Here is a 15,025-nt window from a genome sequence, read left to right as displayed (position 1 = left end):
TGGTCATTTCTCGTGTATTTCCGTGAGCATGCGGGCCACTCCCTGGCGCCAGTCTGGCAGGTTCAGGGCAAAAGCCTTCTGCAGTTTGTGGGTATCAAGACGTGAATTGGCCGGTCGCTTGGCCGGGGTCGGGTAGGCGTCGGTCGTCAAAGGGTTGACCTGTTCGGCGTAGGCTTTCAACGCCACGCCTTGTGCCGCCGCCTGCTCGAGCACGAAGCGGGCATAACCGCACCAGGTGGTTTCGCCGCCAGCCGCCAGGTGGTACAGGCCGGCCAGGGCCGGGTTGCGACGGGTGGCGGTGATGGCGTGGGCGGTGATGTCGGCGATCAGTTCGGCGCCAGTCGGGGCGCCGTGCTGGTCGTCGATCACGCCCAGGCTGTCACGTTCGCCGGCCAGGCGCAGCATGGTTTTGGCGAAGTTGTTGCCGCGGGCGGCATACACCCAGCAGGTGCGGAAGATCAGGTGCTGGCAACCGGCAGCCTGGATGGCTCGTTCGCCTGCCAGCTTGCTTTCGCCATAGGTATTCAGCGGGCCAACTGCGTCGTCTTCGCGCCAGGGCTGGGTACCCTGCCCTGGGAACACGTAGTCGGTGGAATAGTGCACCAGCAGTGCGCCGCAGTCGGCGGCAGCACGGGCCAGCACGCCCACGGCTTCGGCGTTTACCTTGAAAGCTTGCTCGCGGTCGCTTTCGGCCTTGTCGACGGCGGTATAGGCGGCGGCGTTGACGATGACATCTGGGGCGTAGGCGCGCACGGTTTCGGCCAGGCCTGGCAGGTTGGCCAGGTCGCCGCAGTGCGCCTGGCTGCGGCTGTTCAGCGCCAGCACCTGGCCCAGCGGGGCCAGGCTGCGTTGCAGCTCCCAACCTACCTGGCCGTCCTTGCCCAGTAGCAGAAGTTTCATGCCGAGCGCCCTGCGTAGTTCTTCTCTACCCAGTCGCGGTAGCTGCCGGACTGTACGTTCTGCACCCACTCCTGGTTGTCGAGGTACCAGGCCACGGTCTTGCGAATGCCGGTTTCGAAGGTTTCAGCGGGTTTCCAGCCCAGCTCGCGCTCCAGCTTGCGGGCATCGATGGCGTAGCGGCGGTCATGGCCGGGGCGGTCGGTCACGTAGGTAATCTGTTCGGCGTAGGGCTTACCGTCGCCGCGTGGGCGCAGTTCGTCCAGCAGTGCGCATACGCGGTTGACGATTTCCAGGTTGGGCTTTTCGTTCCAGCCGCCAACGTTGTACACCTCACCGGTGGTACCGGCTTCCAGTACGCGGCGAATGGCGCTGCAGTGGTCTTTGACGTACAGCCAGTCGCGAATCTGCTGACCGTCGCCATACACCGGCAGTGGCTTGCCGGCCAGGGCGTTGACGATCATCAGCGGAATGAGTTTTTCCGGGAAGTGGTACGGGCCGTAGTTGTTCGAGCAGTTGGTGGTCAGTACCGGCAGGCCGTAGGTGTGGTGATACGAGCGCACCAGGTGGTCGCTGGCGGCCTTGCTGGCGGAATACGGGCTGTTTGGCTGGTACTGGTGGGTCTCGGTGAAGGCCGGTTCGTCGGCGGCCAGCGAGCCGTACACTTCGTCGGTGGATACATGCAGGAAGCGGAACGCCTGGCGTGCCTGGTCATTCAAGCCACCCCAATGGGCGCGGACGGCTTCCAGCAGGCGGAAGGTACCAACGATGTTGGTTTCGATGAAGTCTTCGGGGCCGTGGATAGAGCGGTCGACGTGGGACTCGGCAGCAAAGTTGACGATCGCGCGCGGCTGGTGCTCTTGCAGCAGGCGGGCTACCAGCTCGGAGTCGCCGATGTCGCCGTGCACGAAGATATGGCGCTTGTCACCCTGCAGGCTGCTCAGGGTTTGCAGGTTGCCTGCGTAGGTGAGTTTGTCGAGGTTGACCACAGGCTCATCGCTACCCGCCAGCCAGTCGAGCACGAAGTTCGCGCCAATGAAACCCGCACCACCAGTTACCAGAATAGTCATCGTTCAGTTTTTCCCATTTCCCGCTGTCAAACTTCACTGCGTTTGAAGTTCATATGGGCGTTGCTTTGCAGGCAACACCTGTTCTGTTTGTTTGTGCCGTGCTCAGGGCTCCAGACGCCGACGCTGGTACAGCCAATCGACAATTTCCCCGCCGGGCACATAGCCGCTCACGGTGTCGCGCAACAGCTGGCGCACGGTGGCGAAGTCATCGACCGAAGAGGCGGCCCGCAGTGCCTCCAGGCGCTGCTTCAGCACATCCCAGGGCAGGTAGTCTTCGTTGGCGCTCATGATCATGGGGTGGCGCGTGGCAATCACGTTGTCGCCGATCAGCAACTCTTCGTAAAGCTTCTCACCCGGGCGCAAGCCCGTGAAGTTGATGGCGATATCGCCCAGCGGGTTGCGCTCGGAGCGAATGCTGAAGCCGGACAGGTGAATCATTTTTTCCGCCAGCTCCACAATCTTTACCGGCTCGCCCATGTCCAGCACGAACACATCCCCACCCTGCCCCATGGAGCCGGCCTGAATCACCAGTTGCGCGGCCTCGGGAATAGTCATGAAGTAGCGGGTGATTTTTGGATGGGTCACGGTCAGCGGCCCGCCAGCCTTGATCTGCTTGTGGAAGAGCGGGATGACCGAGCCCGACGAGCCCAGTACGTTGCCGAAACGCACCATGGTGAAGCGGGTTTTGTTCACCTGCGACACGTTGCCGGTGTCGCCCATCAACACGGGTGCCAGCTCGCGGCTAAGGGCCTGCAAAACCATTTCGGCCAGGCGCTTGGTGCTGCCCATCACATTGGTGGGGCGCACGGCCTTGTCGGTGGAAATCAGCACGAAGTTGGCAACACCCGCCTGCAGCGCGGCCTGGGCGGTGTACAGGGTGCCGAACACGTTGTTCGACAGGCCTTCGGCAATGTTGTGCTCGACAATGGGCACATGCTTGTAGGCGGCGGCGTGGTAGACAGTGTCTACCTGCCAGGCGCGCATCACGTCGAGCATCTTAGACTGGTCACGAACCGAGCCCAGTATCGGGATCAACTGCACGGCCAGCCCTTCGCGAACGATGCGCTGTTCCAGCTCGCCGGCAATGGTGTACAGGTTGAATTCACTGTGCTCGAACAACAGCAAGGTACGCGGGGTTTGCCCGAGAATCTGGCGGCACAGTTCGGAGCCGATCGAGCCACCGGCGCCGGTCACCATCACCGTCTGGTCGATGATGCAGTGCTGCAACAGGTCGCCTTGCGCAGGCACCGCGTCGCGGCCCAACAGGTCGGCGATGTCCACTTCCTGGATGTCGTCCACCTTCACCCGGCCGCTGGCCAGGTCCATGAAGCCGGGCACACTGCGCACGTGCAGCGGGTAGCCTTCCAGCAGGTTGAGGATTTCACGGCGACGGCTGCGGCTGACCGAGGGCAACGCCAGCAGGATTTCTTCGGCAGCAGTGTCGTCGATCATGCGTTGCAGCTGTTCTGGCTGATACACCTGCAGGCCGGCGATCACCCGGTCGGTGATGCTGGCGTCGTCGTCGATGAACGCCACCGGGCGCATGGCCTTGCCCATGCGCAGGGCCGCCACCAACTGGTTGCCTGCAGAGCCCGCACCGTATACAGCTACCCGTGGCAGGCCGTCATCACGGTTGGCGAAGGGCACGTGCTGCACGGCGGTGGCGAACCAGTCACCGAGGAAGTACTGGCGCATGGCCAGGCGCAGGCCGCCGACCATGATCAGGCTCAGCCACCAGTAGTTGAAGGTGATCGAGCGTGGCACCACGTTCTGGTGGTTGCTGGCCCAATAGATGATGAAGCCCAGGATCAGCGCCGACAGGGTCACGGCCTTGATGATGGCGATCAGTGCATCATTGCCGAAATAGCGCATCACCGCCCGGTACAGGCCAAAGCGGATGAACAACGGAATCGAGATGATCGGCGCGGTGATGAACAACCAGGTGTGATCACGAACAGGGTTGGCCAGGTCGTCGATACCCAGGCGCACGACAAACGCCATCCACAGCGCGAACCAGACCAGAACCACATCCGTCGCTACCTGAATCAGCCGTTTGTGACGTCGAGGTAGTCCAAGCAGTCTTGAGCGCAGCTTATCCATAAAACCTCTTAGGGCTTTCCAAAGTGACATGTCTACTGTCTTCGTCCTATCACTTTAGCTAGTGTTCGAGTTCACCGGCGCGCCAGCGCACGGCCAGATATGCCAATGGCAGGTAGGCGATGATCACGCCCCACACGCCGTCCAGGCCCAGTAACAGCACACACAGGGCTACCGGCAGTAGCCAGAACAGGTTGATCGCTGCCACCGCCAGGGTGACCGGTAGGTGTTTGCCATAGTGCCGCGAGGCAAACTGGTAAGCGTGGCTGCGGTGTGCTTCGTACACCTTGTCACCGCGCAACAGGCGGCGGATCAGGGTGAAAGTGGCATCCACGACGAACACCCCCAGCAGGATCAACCAGCACCAGAACAACTGCGGCGAAGCCCATGCGGCCTGCAGCGACAGGCCCGCCAGCACGATGCCGAGGAAGCCGCTGCCGGCGTCGCCCATGAAGATCTTGGCTGGCGGGAAATTCCAGAAAAGGAAGCCCAGCGTGGCCGCAGCCAGCAACAGCGGCAGCGCCATCAACTGCGGCACACCGGCCAAGGCCGACAGCAGCACCATGCCCAGGCAGGCGGTGACCGCTTCGACGCTGGCAATACCATCAATGCCGTCCATGAAGTTATACAGGTTAAGCATCCACACGGTGTAGAACGCCGCCAGAATGAAGCCGAACCACTGCAGGTCGAGGGTAAAGCCGAACACCTGCAATGGCGCCAGGCCACCCAACCAATACAGCATCCACGCGGCTGCAGCGAAGTGGCCGAGCAAGCGCCAGCGGGCCGCGATGTGCCCGTGGTCGTCCATGAAGCCGATGACCGCGATCAACGCCCCTGCCCCACCAATGGCAACCAGCGCCGCCAGCGGCACGGCACCGACCAGGCCCAGCACCGGCAAGCAAGCCAGAAAGCTCAGCACAATGGCCACACCGCCTCCCCTTGGCGTAGGCACGGTGTGCGAACTGCGCGCGTTGGGCACGTCGATGATCTGCTTGTTCAGGGCGTAGCGCCGCAGTGCTGCGGTCAACAGCAGGGATGCACCTGCGACCAGGGGGATAAGCCACCATGCCGTCATTTGTCTTGCTCTTTCAAAAAGTTGAGTGCCGTGGCCCGCAATGCCTGGTCCACGTCCAGCGGGGGCTGCCAGCCCAGCAATTCACGGGTTTTGCCACTGTCTACCTGCAACGAACCGCACAAACGCTGGGCCAGGGCGCCCTTGCCGGCCAAGGTCGCCGCCCCCTTCAACCAGGCAGCGGGAACGGGCAGCAACCTGGCGGGCTTGCCCAGTGCCTGGCCAAGCCGTTGCAGCAACTCGGTGGTGGACAGGTCGTGGCCATCGCTGGCCATGAACGTCTGGTTGGCCGCTGCCGGGTGATCGATACAGGTAAGCAGCAGGTCCACCAGGTTATCCAACGCCACCAGGCTGCGCTTGTTGTGAATGGCGCCGAATGGCAGCGGCACGCCTTTGCTCAGCCAGTTCATCATGCTGCGGAAATTGGCTTTTACGCCTGGGCCATACACCAGAACCGGGCGCACGATTACCACTTCCAGCCCGGTTTGCGCTGCCAGTTGGCGCAGGCCATCTTCGGCTTCACGCTTGGAAATACCGTAGGGGTCTGATGGCGCAGGGGCTTCGTCGGCCGAAAAAGGCTGGCGGCCGTCGGTGGTTTCACCGTTCACCTTCACCGAGCTGACAAAGATGAAGCGCCGTACACCTGCCAGGGCCGCAGCCTTGGCAAGGCTCAGGGTACCTTCCACGTTCACCCGGCGGAACTCGGCAAGAGGATCGGCTGCGGTTTCCTGCATGACGTGCACGCGGGAGGCCAGGTGAATCACCGTGTCCACCTGGTCGAAATGGCCGGTAGCCACATCCACCGCCGCCAGTTCGCTGAAGGGCCGGTAGTCGACGCCAGCCAGCCCCTGGGCGGGCAGTTGTCGCACCAGCGCGCGCGGCTCCCAGCGTGGGTCGCTGGCAAGCCGCTGCAGCAACACCTGGCCGACAAAGCCACTACCACCCGTTGCAAGAATGCCTTGCCCAGCCATCAACCTCTCCCCAGCAGGCGGGTAAATACACTGCGGTACTGGTCCGCCACCACCGACCAGCGGTAACGGCGATTGGCGATTTCATGCAGGCGCTCCGACAGTTGCGCGCGCGCGGCTTCATCGCCCATCAGTGCCTGCACGTGCTTGCGCAACGAAGCGCTGTCGGCAAAGTACAGGGCCTGGTCTTCGGTGGTTGCGCGGTTGAACGACACATCAAAGGCCACCACCGGAAGGCCCAGCCACATGGCCTCGACCAGCGACGGGTTGGTACCGCCGGCGCTGTGGCCATGCAGGTACACCGTGGCATTGCTGCGCAGCGGGCTCAATTGCTCCACATCGTAGATCGGGTCCAGCAGGTGAATGTTGCTCACCCCTTCATACTGCTTGCGCAGTTGCACCCCGTATTCGCTGTGGTTCCAGTTGCCGATAATCGCCAACGGCATGCCAGACCCGGCAAAGGCCTCGAGAATGACATGGATGTTGTTCTCCGGCTCGATGCGGCACACCGTGAAGGCGTAAGGTGCAGCAAGGAACGGGTACGCTTGACGGGCTTGCACGCTCGGCTCGCCGGCTCGGGCCTGGTCACCACCGTAGGCAATCAATTCGCTGGGCTTGTTGTATTCGGCGGTCACGTATTCCTGCAACACCTTGTTGTCGGTGATGACAGCGTGAGCAAAGCGCACCGCCACTGCTTCGGAAAGTTTCAGGAACCAGCGGGCGAAGTTGGACCACTTGGCGCGCTTCCATTCATAGCCGTCGATGTTCACCACGATCGGCTTGCGCGTCAGTAGACGCATGAATGGCAAGGCGATGCAGCCGGAAACCCCCAGGATCAGCATCAGGTCATGCTTGCGGTACGCGTGCAGCATGCTCAGCACGTCGTACGGAATGCTTTGCACGCCATTGGCCTTGAGGTTCAGGTAAACCAGACGGGCACGTTCAAAAAACTTCGGGCGCTGGGGGTAATGCGGTGCGCTGCAATACACGGTGAGTTCACAGTCACTGGGCAGGTTGCGCACCAATTGTTCGGTCAATGTTTCCCAACCACCGTATTGAGCGGGCAAACCTACCGTACCAATCACTGCAATCTTATAGGTCATCAAACACCATCACGATATTTTTCTGGAAGTTGGCGGTGGAAAACTCACTCGCTTTCATGCGTGCGTGCTCGGACAATGCCTGGCACGCCTGTGGGTCCTGCGACAGGCGCGCAACCGTGCGCAGCAACTGTTGGTGGTGCTTCGAATCGATCTGGTAACCCTCTACCCCATCGCTGACCAGTTCGACCGGGCCGCCTACCGGGGGCACGATGGTGGGAATGCCGAATGCCATGGCCTCGAGAATGGTCAGGCCAAAGGTTTCCACCCAGCCATCCACATGGGACAGGTTCAGCACCAGGCTGGCCTCGCGGTAAAACTTCGCAACATCTGCGCTGGCCGGGCTGAGCACCAGGTTTGCCGGCAGCGCCTTGCCTGCGAAGTAGCTATCCACTTCCTGCGGGCTGGCGTTGAGTACCAGGGTAAATTTCAGCAGCGGGTCGCCAGCCAGCGCTGTGGCCAGGGCGACAAACTCGTCCACCCCTTTGTAACCCTTCAACGACGCCAGCATCAGCACATTGAAACGGCCGGCATGCAAGTGTTGGTACGGCGTGGCCATCGCCTGCTGTTGAAAGCCCTCGGCCAGGCCGTTATACACAGTCACTGCTGGCACCCCGGCCACACCCTCTTGCACCTGCAGGTACTTCGACACGTAGACCACCTTGCTGGCACAGCCGGCTATCACCCGGCGCAAGAACGCCTTCAACAGCGCTGGCCGAATGGAGGTTTCGTGCACGTGGTACACCACCTTGGCACCGCGCAAGCGTGCAGCCAGGGCGGCGCCAAAGGGCAGCATGGTGTTGATCAACACCACGTGCCCTGGTTGCACGCGGCGCAGCATGCTGAAGAACAACGCCACCTGAGAGCCGGCATAGGCCAGCAAGGTCAGCCAGCGGTTGTCGAAACGCTTGTATGCAAACTTGCAGGTGCGAACCTGCAATTCGTCGAGCACGCCGTGGCCACTGCTGCCTACATGCAGCGTGCAATCGGCGCCACTTTGCTGAAGTGCGGTAATAGTCTGGTTCAGAACCCGGGGGCTACCACTGTAGTCATTCAGTAGATGGACAAAGTGCAACGTTTTCATGCCGCCCCTTCTTCAGCAACCCGCGCCTTGATGAACTTGGCCGGCACACCGCCATAAATCGAGTTCTTGCGGTAAACACCCGCAGCTACCACCGCCCCTGCAGCAAACACGCAACCGTCTTCGATCACCGCGCCATCAAGCACGGTTACCTTGGCACCGAGCCAGCAGTTGCGGCCAATCCTGATGCCCTGGCGGGTTACGCCTTGCAGGCGGATGGGTTGCAGCGGGTCTTCGAAGTTGTGGTTTTCCGAGTGAAAGCTGACAAAGTTGCCGATGATGGTATCGCTGCCAATCTCGATGCCGCCGGCGCAACCCAGGAAGCAACCGGCACCCAGGCCGACGTTGTCGCCAATCACCAGGCCCTTGCCGATGTTGGCCAGGCTGCCGGTGCATTCGATGATGATGTGCTTGTTCAGTGACACGGCGGTGCCGAAGCGTATGCCGTCATTGGACAACGCATCCACAAAGCAGCCTTGATCGATCACCAGCCCGGGGCCGTAGTCGATCTTGCTTACTTCCTTCAGGGTTACCCCCGAGCCGATGAACGCCAACCGCCGCCGGCGCAGGCGAATCACCCCGCGACAGGCCATCAGCAGCTTGCTCACGATCAGCCCAAGCAGGTAGCCCGACGAGATCCGCCGGTCGATTACCATTGGGCGCTTCTTGACCAGCAACACCAGTTTTTCGAGCAAGGCATGCATCATTTCACGGCCCTCACCTGGGTAAACAAGGCTTTGACGAAGGCCGGGCTGCGGTAGGCAACCGCCTTGCGGATAGCGGCGTAGACCAGATACAGGTCAAGCAGGCCGCGCTGCAGCAGGCTGTGGGAATGAAAGCTGATGCGCAAACCGTGAATCATTTCTTCAAAGCGGAACAACGCGCGCTCGGGGGTATCGGCGCTGTGCTCGGACAGGTCGTGGGCAATTTCCACATCCAGCACGCAGGCCTTGGAGTAATAGCCTTCGTAGCGGATGAAAAAGTCGGTGTCGGTGGCATAGAAGCGCAGCCGCTCGTCGTAGAACGGTTTCATGCGCTGGAAGCACTGGCGGGTGAAAATCAGCCCGCTGTTGATGCCAAGCAGGTTTTTCGAGGCCACCAGGCCGGGGGCCACATCGGGGGTAAGGCGGCCCATGAACAGCCAGCGCTGGCCGGGGCTCACCAGTTGCCCATGGCTGACCAAGCGGGGCATGAACACGCCTACCTGATCGCCGTCTGGCGCACTGCGCACCTGGCCGATCTGCGCCAGGCAGCTGGACAGGCGAACGTCCGAATAGTTGGTATCGTCGTCCGAGATCATGAAAAGCTCGACGCCAGCAGCGAACGCCTCTGCGGCGACCTGGTTGTAGATCACCGACAAGCGTTGATTGTGCGCCTCGTACCAACGCACACCCGGGCACGGCTGCGCCACGCCAGGCGAGTTGTTCCAGACGTACAGTTGCAGGTCGATACCCTCTTCATGCAGCAATGCCTGCTGTGCAAGCAGCGACTGCAGGGCAATCGAGTCCTGGCTAGTTTTCCGATACAGAACGATCAGTACTGCCAAGCTCAACTTTTGTTCTTCTGTTTTCACCAATGATCACCATCACCACGATCGCGAATATGTAAAGGACCACGCTGTTCGTATAGGACTGGAAAAAGAACGAGCTCAGGAAGAACGGGTAGCTGGCAATCACGAAGTTGCCCAAGCCGTTTTTCCACGCGCTGGCATGCGGCCTGTCCCGAACGATGATCGTCACCAGCTTGTGATACCAAAGAATCAACCCCGCCATGATCAGCGCCCCGACCCATCCGCAGGTGGCCAGCAGGTTGAGCCAGAACGAGTCGAACCAGTACGGCTGGCCTGGCCCTACCGAGCCGAAGCCATAGCCCATCGGGTGCGCATTCAGCACCTGGTACATATGCAACCACTGGCGCTCACGGTCCAGTGCGGACAAATCCTGGGTGTAGCCCATCGACAGGTAGGCGAAGATCGCCATGGTCAAGCCAAAGAACTGCAGGTAACCCAGCAGCGAAATCAGCCAGGCCGTACGCAGCACCCTGGCCACCACCAGCATCGCGCAGATACACACCAGGCCGATCATGGCCGTACGCACCGAACCAATTGCGATCAACACACACAGCAGCAAAAACGCAGCGCTCAATAGCAGACGCCGGGTAAGCGACCAATCGCGCCCGCTGAGCAACACGGCCAGCGTCATGGCGGCGGTGTTCAGGATGACAGCGGAAAACTCCAGCGTGCCGGTGAAAAAACCGGAAATCCGCGGCAGCCCGTCACGCATCGAGTTATAGGGCTGTAGCTCGTAGCCTTTGGCGCTTAGCAACGGCCAGTACCAGAACTGCTCGACCGAGGCGATGGTCAGGTACTGGTACAGTGCATACAGGCCGGTGAGTACGCTCATGGCCAACACCGACCAGTACACATGGCGCAGCTTTTTCTCGGTCGACACCGCCTGCGCCCAGATGGCCACAGCCATGCCGACAAACACCGGCACGGCCAGTGCACGGAACATACGCACCGATCCCGCACTTAAGTCGCCAAACAGCAGGTACAGGAAGGCGAAGAACAGCACAATCAGCAACGACCGGCCGACTTCGAGGTTAACCATGCCACGCGCAGTGATGCTGGCCAGGGCACGCAGTAAGAGCCACATGACCAGCAACAGGCTGATCATTTCACGCCAGCCGGCAAAGGCGCTGCCCAGCCCCAATGTCAGGACGATGTAATCGCTCAAGAAAAGCAGGCAGAACAGCACGCCGATAAAGATCTTGATCACACTCACCCTCGCGCTCTGGCAAACCTGGCCAGCCGCAACAGCGTGACCTTGATCAGGATCTTGATGCGCGGCACCCAGGCGTAGGAAAGCAGCGTTCGCAACGCCAGGTTTGTGTCCATACGGCACAGGGCGTCGAAAACATCCGCAGGGATCATGCTAGTGACCTTACCTGTCGGTTTCATGAAATCGAGATTGCCCGACCACGGCAGCATGGCCGTCAGCTGGTTTTCGCTGTATTCACCCCGTTCGATGCAGGCCAGGTAGCGCGCTTTCACCGCTTCCACCGAGTTCACCTGTTGCACGGCTTCGACCACCGCTGCGCTGGGCTGCGGTTGCTCGATGCTGGCCAGCAACTGGTCGACGCTGGCCACCTTCAGGCTGTCTGCAGGGGAATAGCCCTGAATCGGCGCAACCAGCCCAACACAACGCCGGCCCTTGAGCAATTGCTCGGCGAACGCCGTACCGCCAGGTATCGGGTAGCTGTCCAGGTAGAAGTCGGCTTTTTCCGCAAAGGCCAGGTAGTCCTTGTACGGCAGGTGGCGGCGAATGAAAAAACGTCTGGGGTAACGCAGTTTCACTGTCCACCACCAAGTGTTGGTCAGTGGGTTGGCACCAATGATCCAGCACTCGGCGCTCGGGAACCTGTCAAGAATGGCCTTAATCGATGGGCGCATGTCCAGCCCGCCATGGGGCTTGTACTTGGCGGCAGAGGCTGCGCTGAACACCTTGATCCGCTCATGCGCAGGCACAGCGTCCGGCACCTTTGCTCCGCTGGTTTCAATCGGGATCGCCAGGAAGCTCTTTTGGCAGGTGAGGTGCTTATTCTTGTCCAGGTGATGCCCGTAGGCGCTGATCTCGAAGTACACATCGGCCACCGAAGCACCAAAGCTGAACACATGGTCCGCGTGGTTGACAAAATACACCGTCACCGCAGCGCCACGCTGCTGTTTCAGCAGGCCACAAGCAACGGTGGTGATTATGTCGTCCGGATGGATATGCAGCACCACCTTGTCGTATTGGGCTAGGGTGTCGACAATGGATTGCAGCCGGGCGCACGGGTCATCGCCATGCGCCACTTCGATATGGGCAAAATAGCCGGCCAGCCGTTCGAGCACCTGGGGTTTAGCGCTGCGTGCAACCAGCAGGTCCACAGGCTCTTGGTGCATGTGCGCCAGGCGCTCCATCAGTCGGGTGTGCCCGCCTTGCAGGTAGGGCTCGCTGACCACATGCAGGCAACCCCGCGATTTGCCGCTGGCAGCCGGTACCGTGACCTGGCTGGCGCACTGGGCGACCAGGTGGCGCTCCAGTGTTGCAGCATCATAGATACCCAGATCCACCGCCCACAGCAGTGCGCCATAAACCTGCGCCTGTATCAGGGCTTGGTCAGGTTCGCCGTCAAGAATGCGTCCGTGTAACTGTTCGATGACGTCCTTCATCATTACTCAGCTCCGCGCCGTATTCCCAACAATGGTGTGCAAACGGCGGAACACCGCAAGATACATGACTATTCCGTACAGCAGGTAGTTAACAGCGTAGGCAAGGGTAACCTTTTCATATCCCCACAACTGGGTTAAATAAACCGTCAATGCGTACAGCGAGAGCGTCGAAAGAATCTCTGTCACCAGATACAACCGAGTAAGCGCCTTGCCTAGCATCAGGTAGGCCATCAACCAACTCACTACCTTCAAGCTGTCTCCGACCATCTGCCATGCGAACAGTTCACGCATGGGCAGAAAGGACTCAGAGAACAGCACGTGAATGATGAAATCCCTGAGCAGATATATGACCAGGCCAGCGGAGACAGTCAAAGGCAGGATCAGCTTATACCCCTGTATGATTTCCCTACGCAGCTCACCTGCATCAGAAAGCTCGGAAAGCCTTGGCAGGTAATAGACGGCCAGTGTTGTGGTGATCAGCATGAGGTAGGCCGTGCTCAGACGCCACATGGCCTCCCAATAACCTGCATGATCCCACCCGAATTCCGTGCCCAGATAGTCACGGATGAACACATGGCACACGGGTATCGAGCACGCTGTCACCACAGCCATCAAGGCAAACTTGCCAAGCCTGGACAGCGACTGCTTGTCCAGCTCCCCGATGAAGTCGGTGATGCGGAACCATTGCGTTCGCATGCAAATGACAAGTGTGGCCATAAAGCTCAATGACTGGTAGACCGCCAGCGAAACCAACGCTCCGTACAGCCCCAGCTTTACTGTCAACGCACAGGTCACTGCCAGCGATATCAGGCTGCCAAGAATGTTGGCGAGTACATAGCGCTGCACATCCTTCTTGCCGTTCAGGATGCCGAGCAGCAGTGAGTTGAACGCAAAGAACACCAAGGTGCAGGCAAACCACACCAGTACAGGTGCAAGCGTTTCGTCATTGAAAAACCAGCCTGCCAAAGGTGCCTGCAAAACCACAATCAGCACGGCCAGCACCGCCGAGATCAGCAGTGACAGCGTGCCGGCGGTACGCCAGATCTTGCGTTGCTCAACCGGTTCATCCGCAAACTCCGCCGTGTACTTGGTAACGCCGGTGCTGACAGCACCACTGGCCAGAGTGGTGAACATAGTCACGGCATTTTGCAGCTGCCCGATAGCAGCGTATCCCGCTGGCCCTACATAAAGGGCCAGCACTTTGTTAAGCCCCAGCAATGTCGCCATCTTTACAAAAACAGCAATAGCATTCAGCAAACTGGTCTTGATCAACGTCATTAATTAATGCCCGGATACAGTAAAGCTGTTGCAGGCATCAATGACCGTCTGGATATCCGCTTCGCTCATGGTAGGGTCTACAGGCAGGCTGATTACCTCGTCATGAATCCTTTCCGTAAGCGGCAGATTCAAACCATGGTACTGGCTGTAGGCCTGCTGCTTGTGAGGAGGGATCGGATAGTGGACCAGTGTCTGCACGCCCTGCTCTCGCAGGTGCTGCTGCAGCTCGCTCCTGTATGCCGTACGGGCAACATACAGATGCCAGACATGCCCTTCGGCAGATGCAACCTGCGGCTGGGCAATATGCGGATTGTGAATACCAGCACGATAACGCGCAGCGATATGCCGACGCCTGGCGATCTCGTCGTCAAGATGCTTGAGCTTCACGTCCAGCATTGCAGCCTGGATTTCATCCAGCCGACTGTTCACACCTACGTACAAGTTCTTGTATTTTTCGTGGGAGCCGTAGTTTCTGAGAGCCCTCAGCACTTCCGCCAATTCGGGGTCCGAGGTCGTGATAGCCCCTGCATCGCCCAGCGCTCCCAGATTCTTACCTGGATAGAAGCTGAAACCCGAGGCATCTCCCCAACTCCCCGCACGCTTGCCATCAATGGAGGCACCGTGTGCCTGGGCCGAGTCTTCGAGCACGAGCAATCCGTACTCGGTGGAAATTTCGTTGATTGCTTTCATATCAGCAATCTGCCCATACAAGTGAACAGGCAAGATGACACGCGTTCTGTCGGTGATCGCCCGGCGAATGAGGGATTCGTCGATATTGAACGTTGCAGCATCTGGTTCGACAAACACAGGCTCCAACCCACTGGCAGTAATTGCCAGAATGCTGGCAATGTAGGTGTTGGCCGGGACGATAACCTCATCCCCCTGCTTGATTCGCCCAAGTTGTTTCCAGGCAGTCAGGGTCAGCGTCAGTGCATCAAGGCCGTTTGCTACGCCAATACAATAGGCAGTACCGCAATAAGCGGAAAAGTTGCTTTCAAAGCGCGCCAGTGCGTTACCGCCGATGTACCAGCCAGAATCGATGACATCGGCACATGCCTGCAGCAACTCTTCACGATATTGTTTATTAACGGCCTTGAGATTCAGAAAATCAACCATGCTCTAGCTCCCTTATTATTTTTGCAGGATTACCCACTACCACGCAGTAGTCGGGTACATCCTTGGTCACGACGGCACCAGCACCTACCATGGCATGACGCCCAATTGTGACGCCCGGGAGCAATGTCGCATT

The 15,025-nt window shown here is 59.8% G+C and carries 14 protein-coding genes; all 14 read right to left on the bottom strand.

Annotation, left to right across the window (positions count from 1 at the left end; all coding sequences use genetic code 11):
- Window positions 1-3: 3 nt before the first annotated feature.
- Window positions 4-900, bottom strand: coding sequence for a dTDP-4-dehydrorhamnose reductase (rfbD, locus tag APH35_RS05030; RefSeq protein ID WP_060514304.1), 897 nt, complete (start codon window positions 898-900; stop codon window positions 4-6).
- Entirely contained in the window at window positions 897-1,967 is a 1,071-nt protein-coding gene (gene rfbB, locus APH35_RS05025) for a dTDP-glucose 4,6-dehydratase (RefSeq protein ID WP_060514303.1), read from the bottom strand. The genes rfbD and rfbB overlap by 4 nt, the downstream gene beginning before the upstream one ends.
- Before the next feature lie 102 nt (window positions 1,968-2,069).
- Window positions 2,070-4,067, bottom strand: coding sequence for a polysaccharide biosynthesis protein (locus APH35_RS05020; RefSeq protein ID WP_060514302.1), 1,998 nt, complete (start codon window positions 4,065-4,067; stop codon window positions 2,070-2,072).
- A 58-nt stretch (window positions 4,068-4,125) separates the two neighbouring features.
- The gene (locus APH35_RS05015; protein ID WP_060514301.1) at window positions 4,126-5,139 is read right to left on the bottom strand and encodes an MraY family glycosyltransferase; all 1,014 of its coding nucleotides are present in this window, start codon (window positions 5,137-5,139) and stop codon (window positions 4,126-4,128) included.
- Complete coding sequence (locus APH35_RS05010) at window positions 5,136-6,107, bottom strand: UDP-glucose 4-epimerase family protein (RefSeq protein ID WP_060514300.1); 972 nt, start codon at window positions 6,105-6,107, stop codon at window positions 5,136-5,138. The genes APH35_RS05015 and APH35_RS05010 overlap by 4 nt, the downstream gene beginning before the upstream one ends.
- Window positions 6,107-7,207, bottom strand: coding sequence for a DUF1972 domain-containing protein (locus APH35_RS05005; protein ID WP_060514299.1), 1,101 nt, complete (start codon window positions 7,205-7,207; stop codon window positions 6,107-6,109). The genes APH35_RS05010 and APH35_RS05005 overlap by 1 nt, the downstream gene beginning before the upstream one ends.
- Complete coding sequence (locus APH35_RS05000) at window positions 7,197-8,288, bottom strand: glycosyltransferase family 4 protein (RefSeq protein ID WP_060514298.1); 1,092 nt, start codon at window positions 8,286-8,288, stop codon at window positions 7,197-7,199. Before APH35_RS05000 ends, APH35_RS05005 begins: the two co-directional genes overlap by 11 nt.
- Window positions 8,285-8,992, bottom strand: a complete 708-nt coding sequence (locus tag APH35_RS04995; protein WP_060514297.1) for an acyltransferase — start codon at window positions 8,990-8,992, stop codon at window positions 8,285-8,287. Before APH35_RS04995 ends, APH35_RS05000 begins: the two co-directional genes overlap by 4 nt.
- Window positions 8,989-9,831 carry a hypothetical protein gene (locus tag APH35_RS04990; RefSeq protein WP_256213714.1) on the bottom strand — a complete coding sequence of 281 codons (843 nt, stop codon included), beginning with the start codon at window positions 9,829-9,831 and terminating at the stop codon, window positions 8,989-8,991. Before APH35_RS04990 ends, APH35_RS04995 begins: the two co-directional genes overlap by 4 nt.
- The gene (locus tag APH35_RS04985; RefSeq protein ID WP_177335348.1) at window positions 9,797-11,062 is read right to left on the bottom strand and encodes a hypothetical protein; all 1,266 of its coding nucleotides are present in this window, start codon (window positions 11,060-11,062) and stop codon (window positions 9,797-9,799) included. The genes APH35_RS04990 and APH35_RS04985 overlap by 35 nt, the downstream gene beginning before the upstream one ends.
- A gap of 2 nt (window positions 11,063-11,064) precedes the next feature.
- On the bottom strand, window positions 11,065-12,501 hold the full coding sequence (locus tag APH35_RS04980; RefSeq protein ID WP_177335347.1) for a group 1 glycosyl transferase: 1,437 nt from the start codon (window positions 12,499-12,501) through the stop codon (window positions 11,065-11,067).
- 3 nt (window positions 12,502-12,504) lie between these two features.
- Window positions 12,505-13,776 (bottom strand): O-antigen translocase, encoded by a 1,272-nt coding sequence (locus tag APH35_RS04975; protein WP_060514294.1) that lies wholly within the window; start codon window positions 13,774-13,776, stop codon window positions 12,505-12,507.
- A 3-nt stretch (window positions 13,777-13,779) separates the two neighbouring features.
- A complete protein-coding gene (locus tag APH35_RS04970) occupies window positions 13,780-14,892 on the bottom strand; it encodes a DegT/DnrJ/EryC1/StrS family aminotransferase (RefSeq protein ID WP_060514293.1) in 1,113 nt (370 codons plus the stop codon).
- Window positions 14,885-15,025, bottom strand: a 141-nt coding sequence (locus APH35_RS28070; protein ID WP_441295874.1) for an acyltransferase, incomplete at its 5' end; no start/stop codon positions are given. The genes APH35_RS04970 and APH35_RS28070, both read right to left, overlap by 8 nt.

The sequence above is a fragment of the Pseudomonas sp. NBRC 111132 genome (assembly GCF_001320565.1).
Taxonomy (GTDB): Bacteria; Pseudomonadota; Gammaproteobacteria; order Pseudomonadales; family Pseudomonadaceae; genus Aquipseudomonas; species Aquipseudomonas putida_P.
This window is presented reverse-complemented; position numbering and strand designations above follow the sequence as displayed.

What these genes read in the sequence shown, in the direction of transcription:
- rfbD (WP_060514304.1), bottom strand. Translation starts at nt 900, where the DNA reads ATGAAACTTCTGCTACTGGGCAAGGACGGCCAGGTAGGTTGGGAGCTG.
- rfbB (WP_060514303.1), bottom strand. Translation starts at nt 1,967, where the DNA reads ATGACTATTCTGGTAACTGGTGGTGCGGGTTTCATTGGCGCGAACTTC.
- APH35_RS05020 (WP_060514302.1), bottom strand. Translation starts at nt 4,067, where the DNA reads ATGGATAAGCTGCGCTCAAGACTGCTTGGACTACCTCGACGTCACAAA.
- APH35_RS05015 (WP_060514301.1), bottom strand. Translation starts at nt 5,139, where the DNA reads ATGACGGCATGGTGGCTTATCCCCCTGGTCGCAGGTGCATCCCTGCTG.
- APH35_RS05010 (WP_060514300.1), bottom strand. Translation starts at nt 6,107, where the DNA reads ATGGCTGGGCAAGGCATTCTTGCAACGGGTGGTAGTGGCTTTGTCGGC.
- APH35_RS05005 (WP_060514299.1), bottom strand. Translation starts at nt 7,207, where the DNA reads ATGACCTATAAGATTGCAGTGATTGGTACGGTAGGTTTGCCCGCTCAA.
- APH35_RS05000 (WP_060514298.1), bottom strand. Translation starts at nt 8,288, where the DNA reads ATGAAAACGTTGCACTTTGTCCATCTACTGAATGACTACAGTGGTAGC.
- APH35_RS04995 (WP_060514297.1), bottom strand. Translation starts at nt 8,992, where the DNA reads ATGATGCATGCCTTGCTCGAAAAACTGGTGTTGCTGGTCAAGAAGCGC.
- APH35_RS04980 (WP_177335347.1), bottom strand. Translation starts at nt 12,501, where the DNA reads ATGATGAAGGACGTCATCGAACAGTTACACGGACGCATTCTTGACGGC.
- APH35_RS04975 (WP_060514294.1), bottom strand. Translation starts at nt 13,776, where the DNA reads ATGACGTTGATCAAGACCAGTTTGCTGAATGCTATTGCTGTTTTTGTA.
- APH35_RS04970 (WP_060514293.1), bottom strand. Translation starts at nt 14,892, where the DNA reads ATGGTTGATTTTCTGAATCTCAAGGCCGTTAATAAACAATATCGTGAA.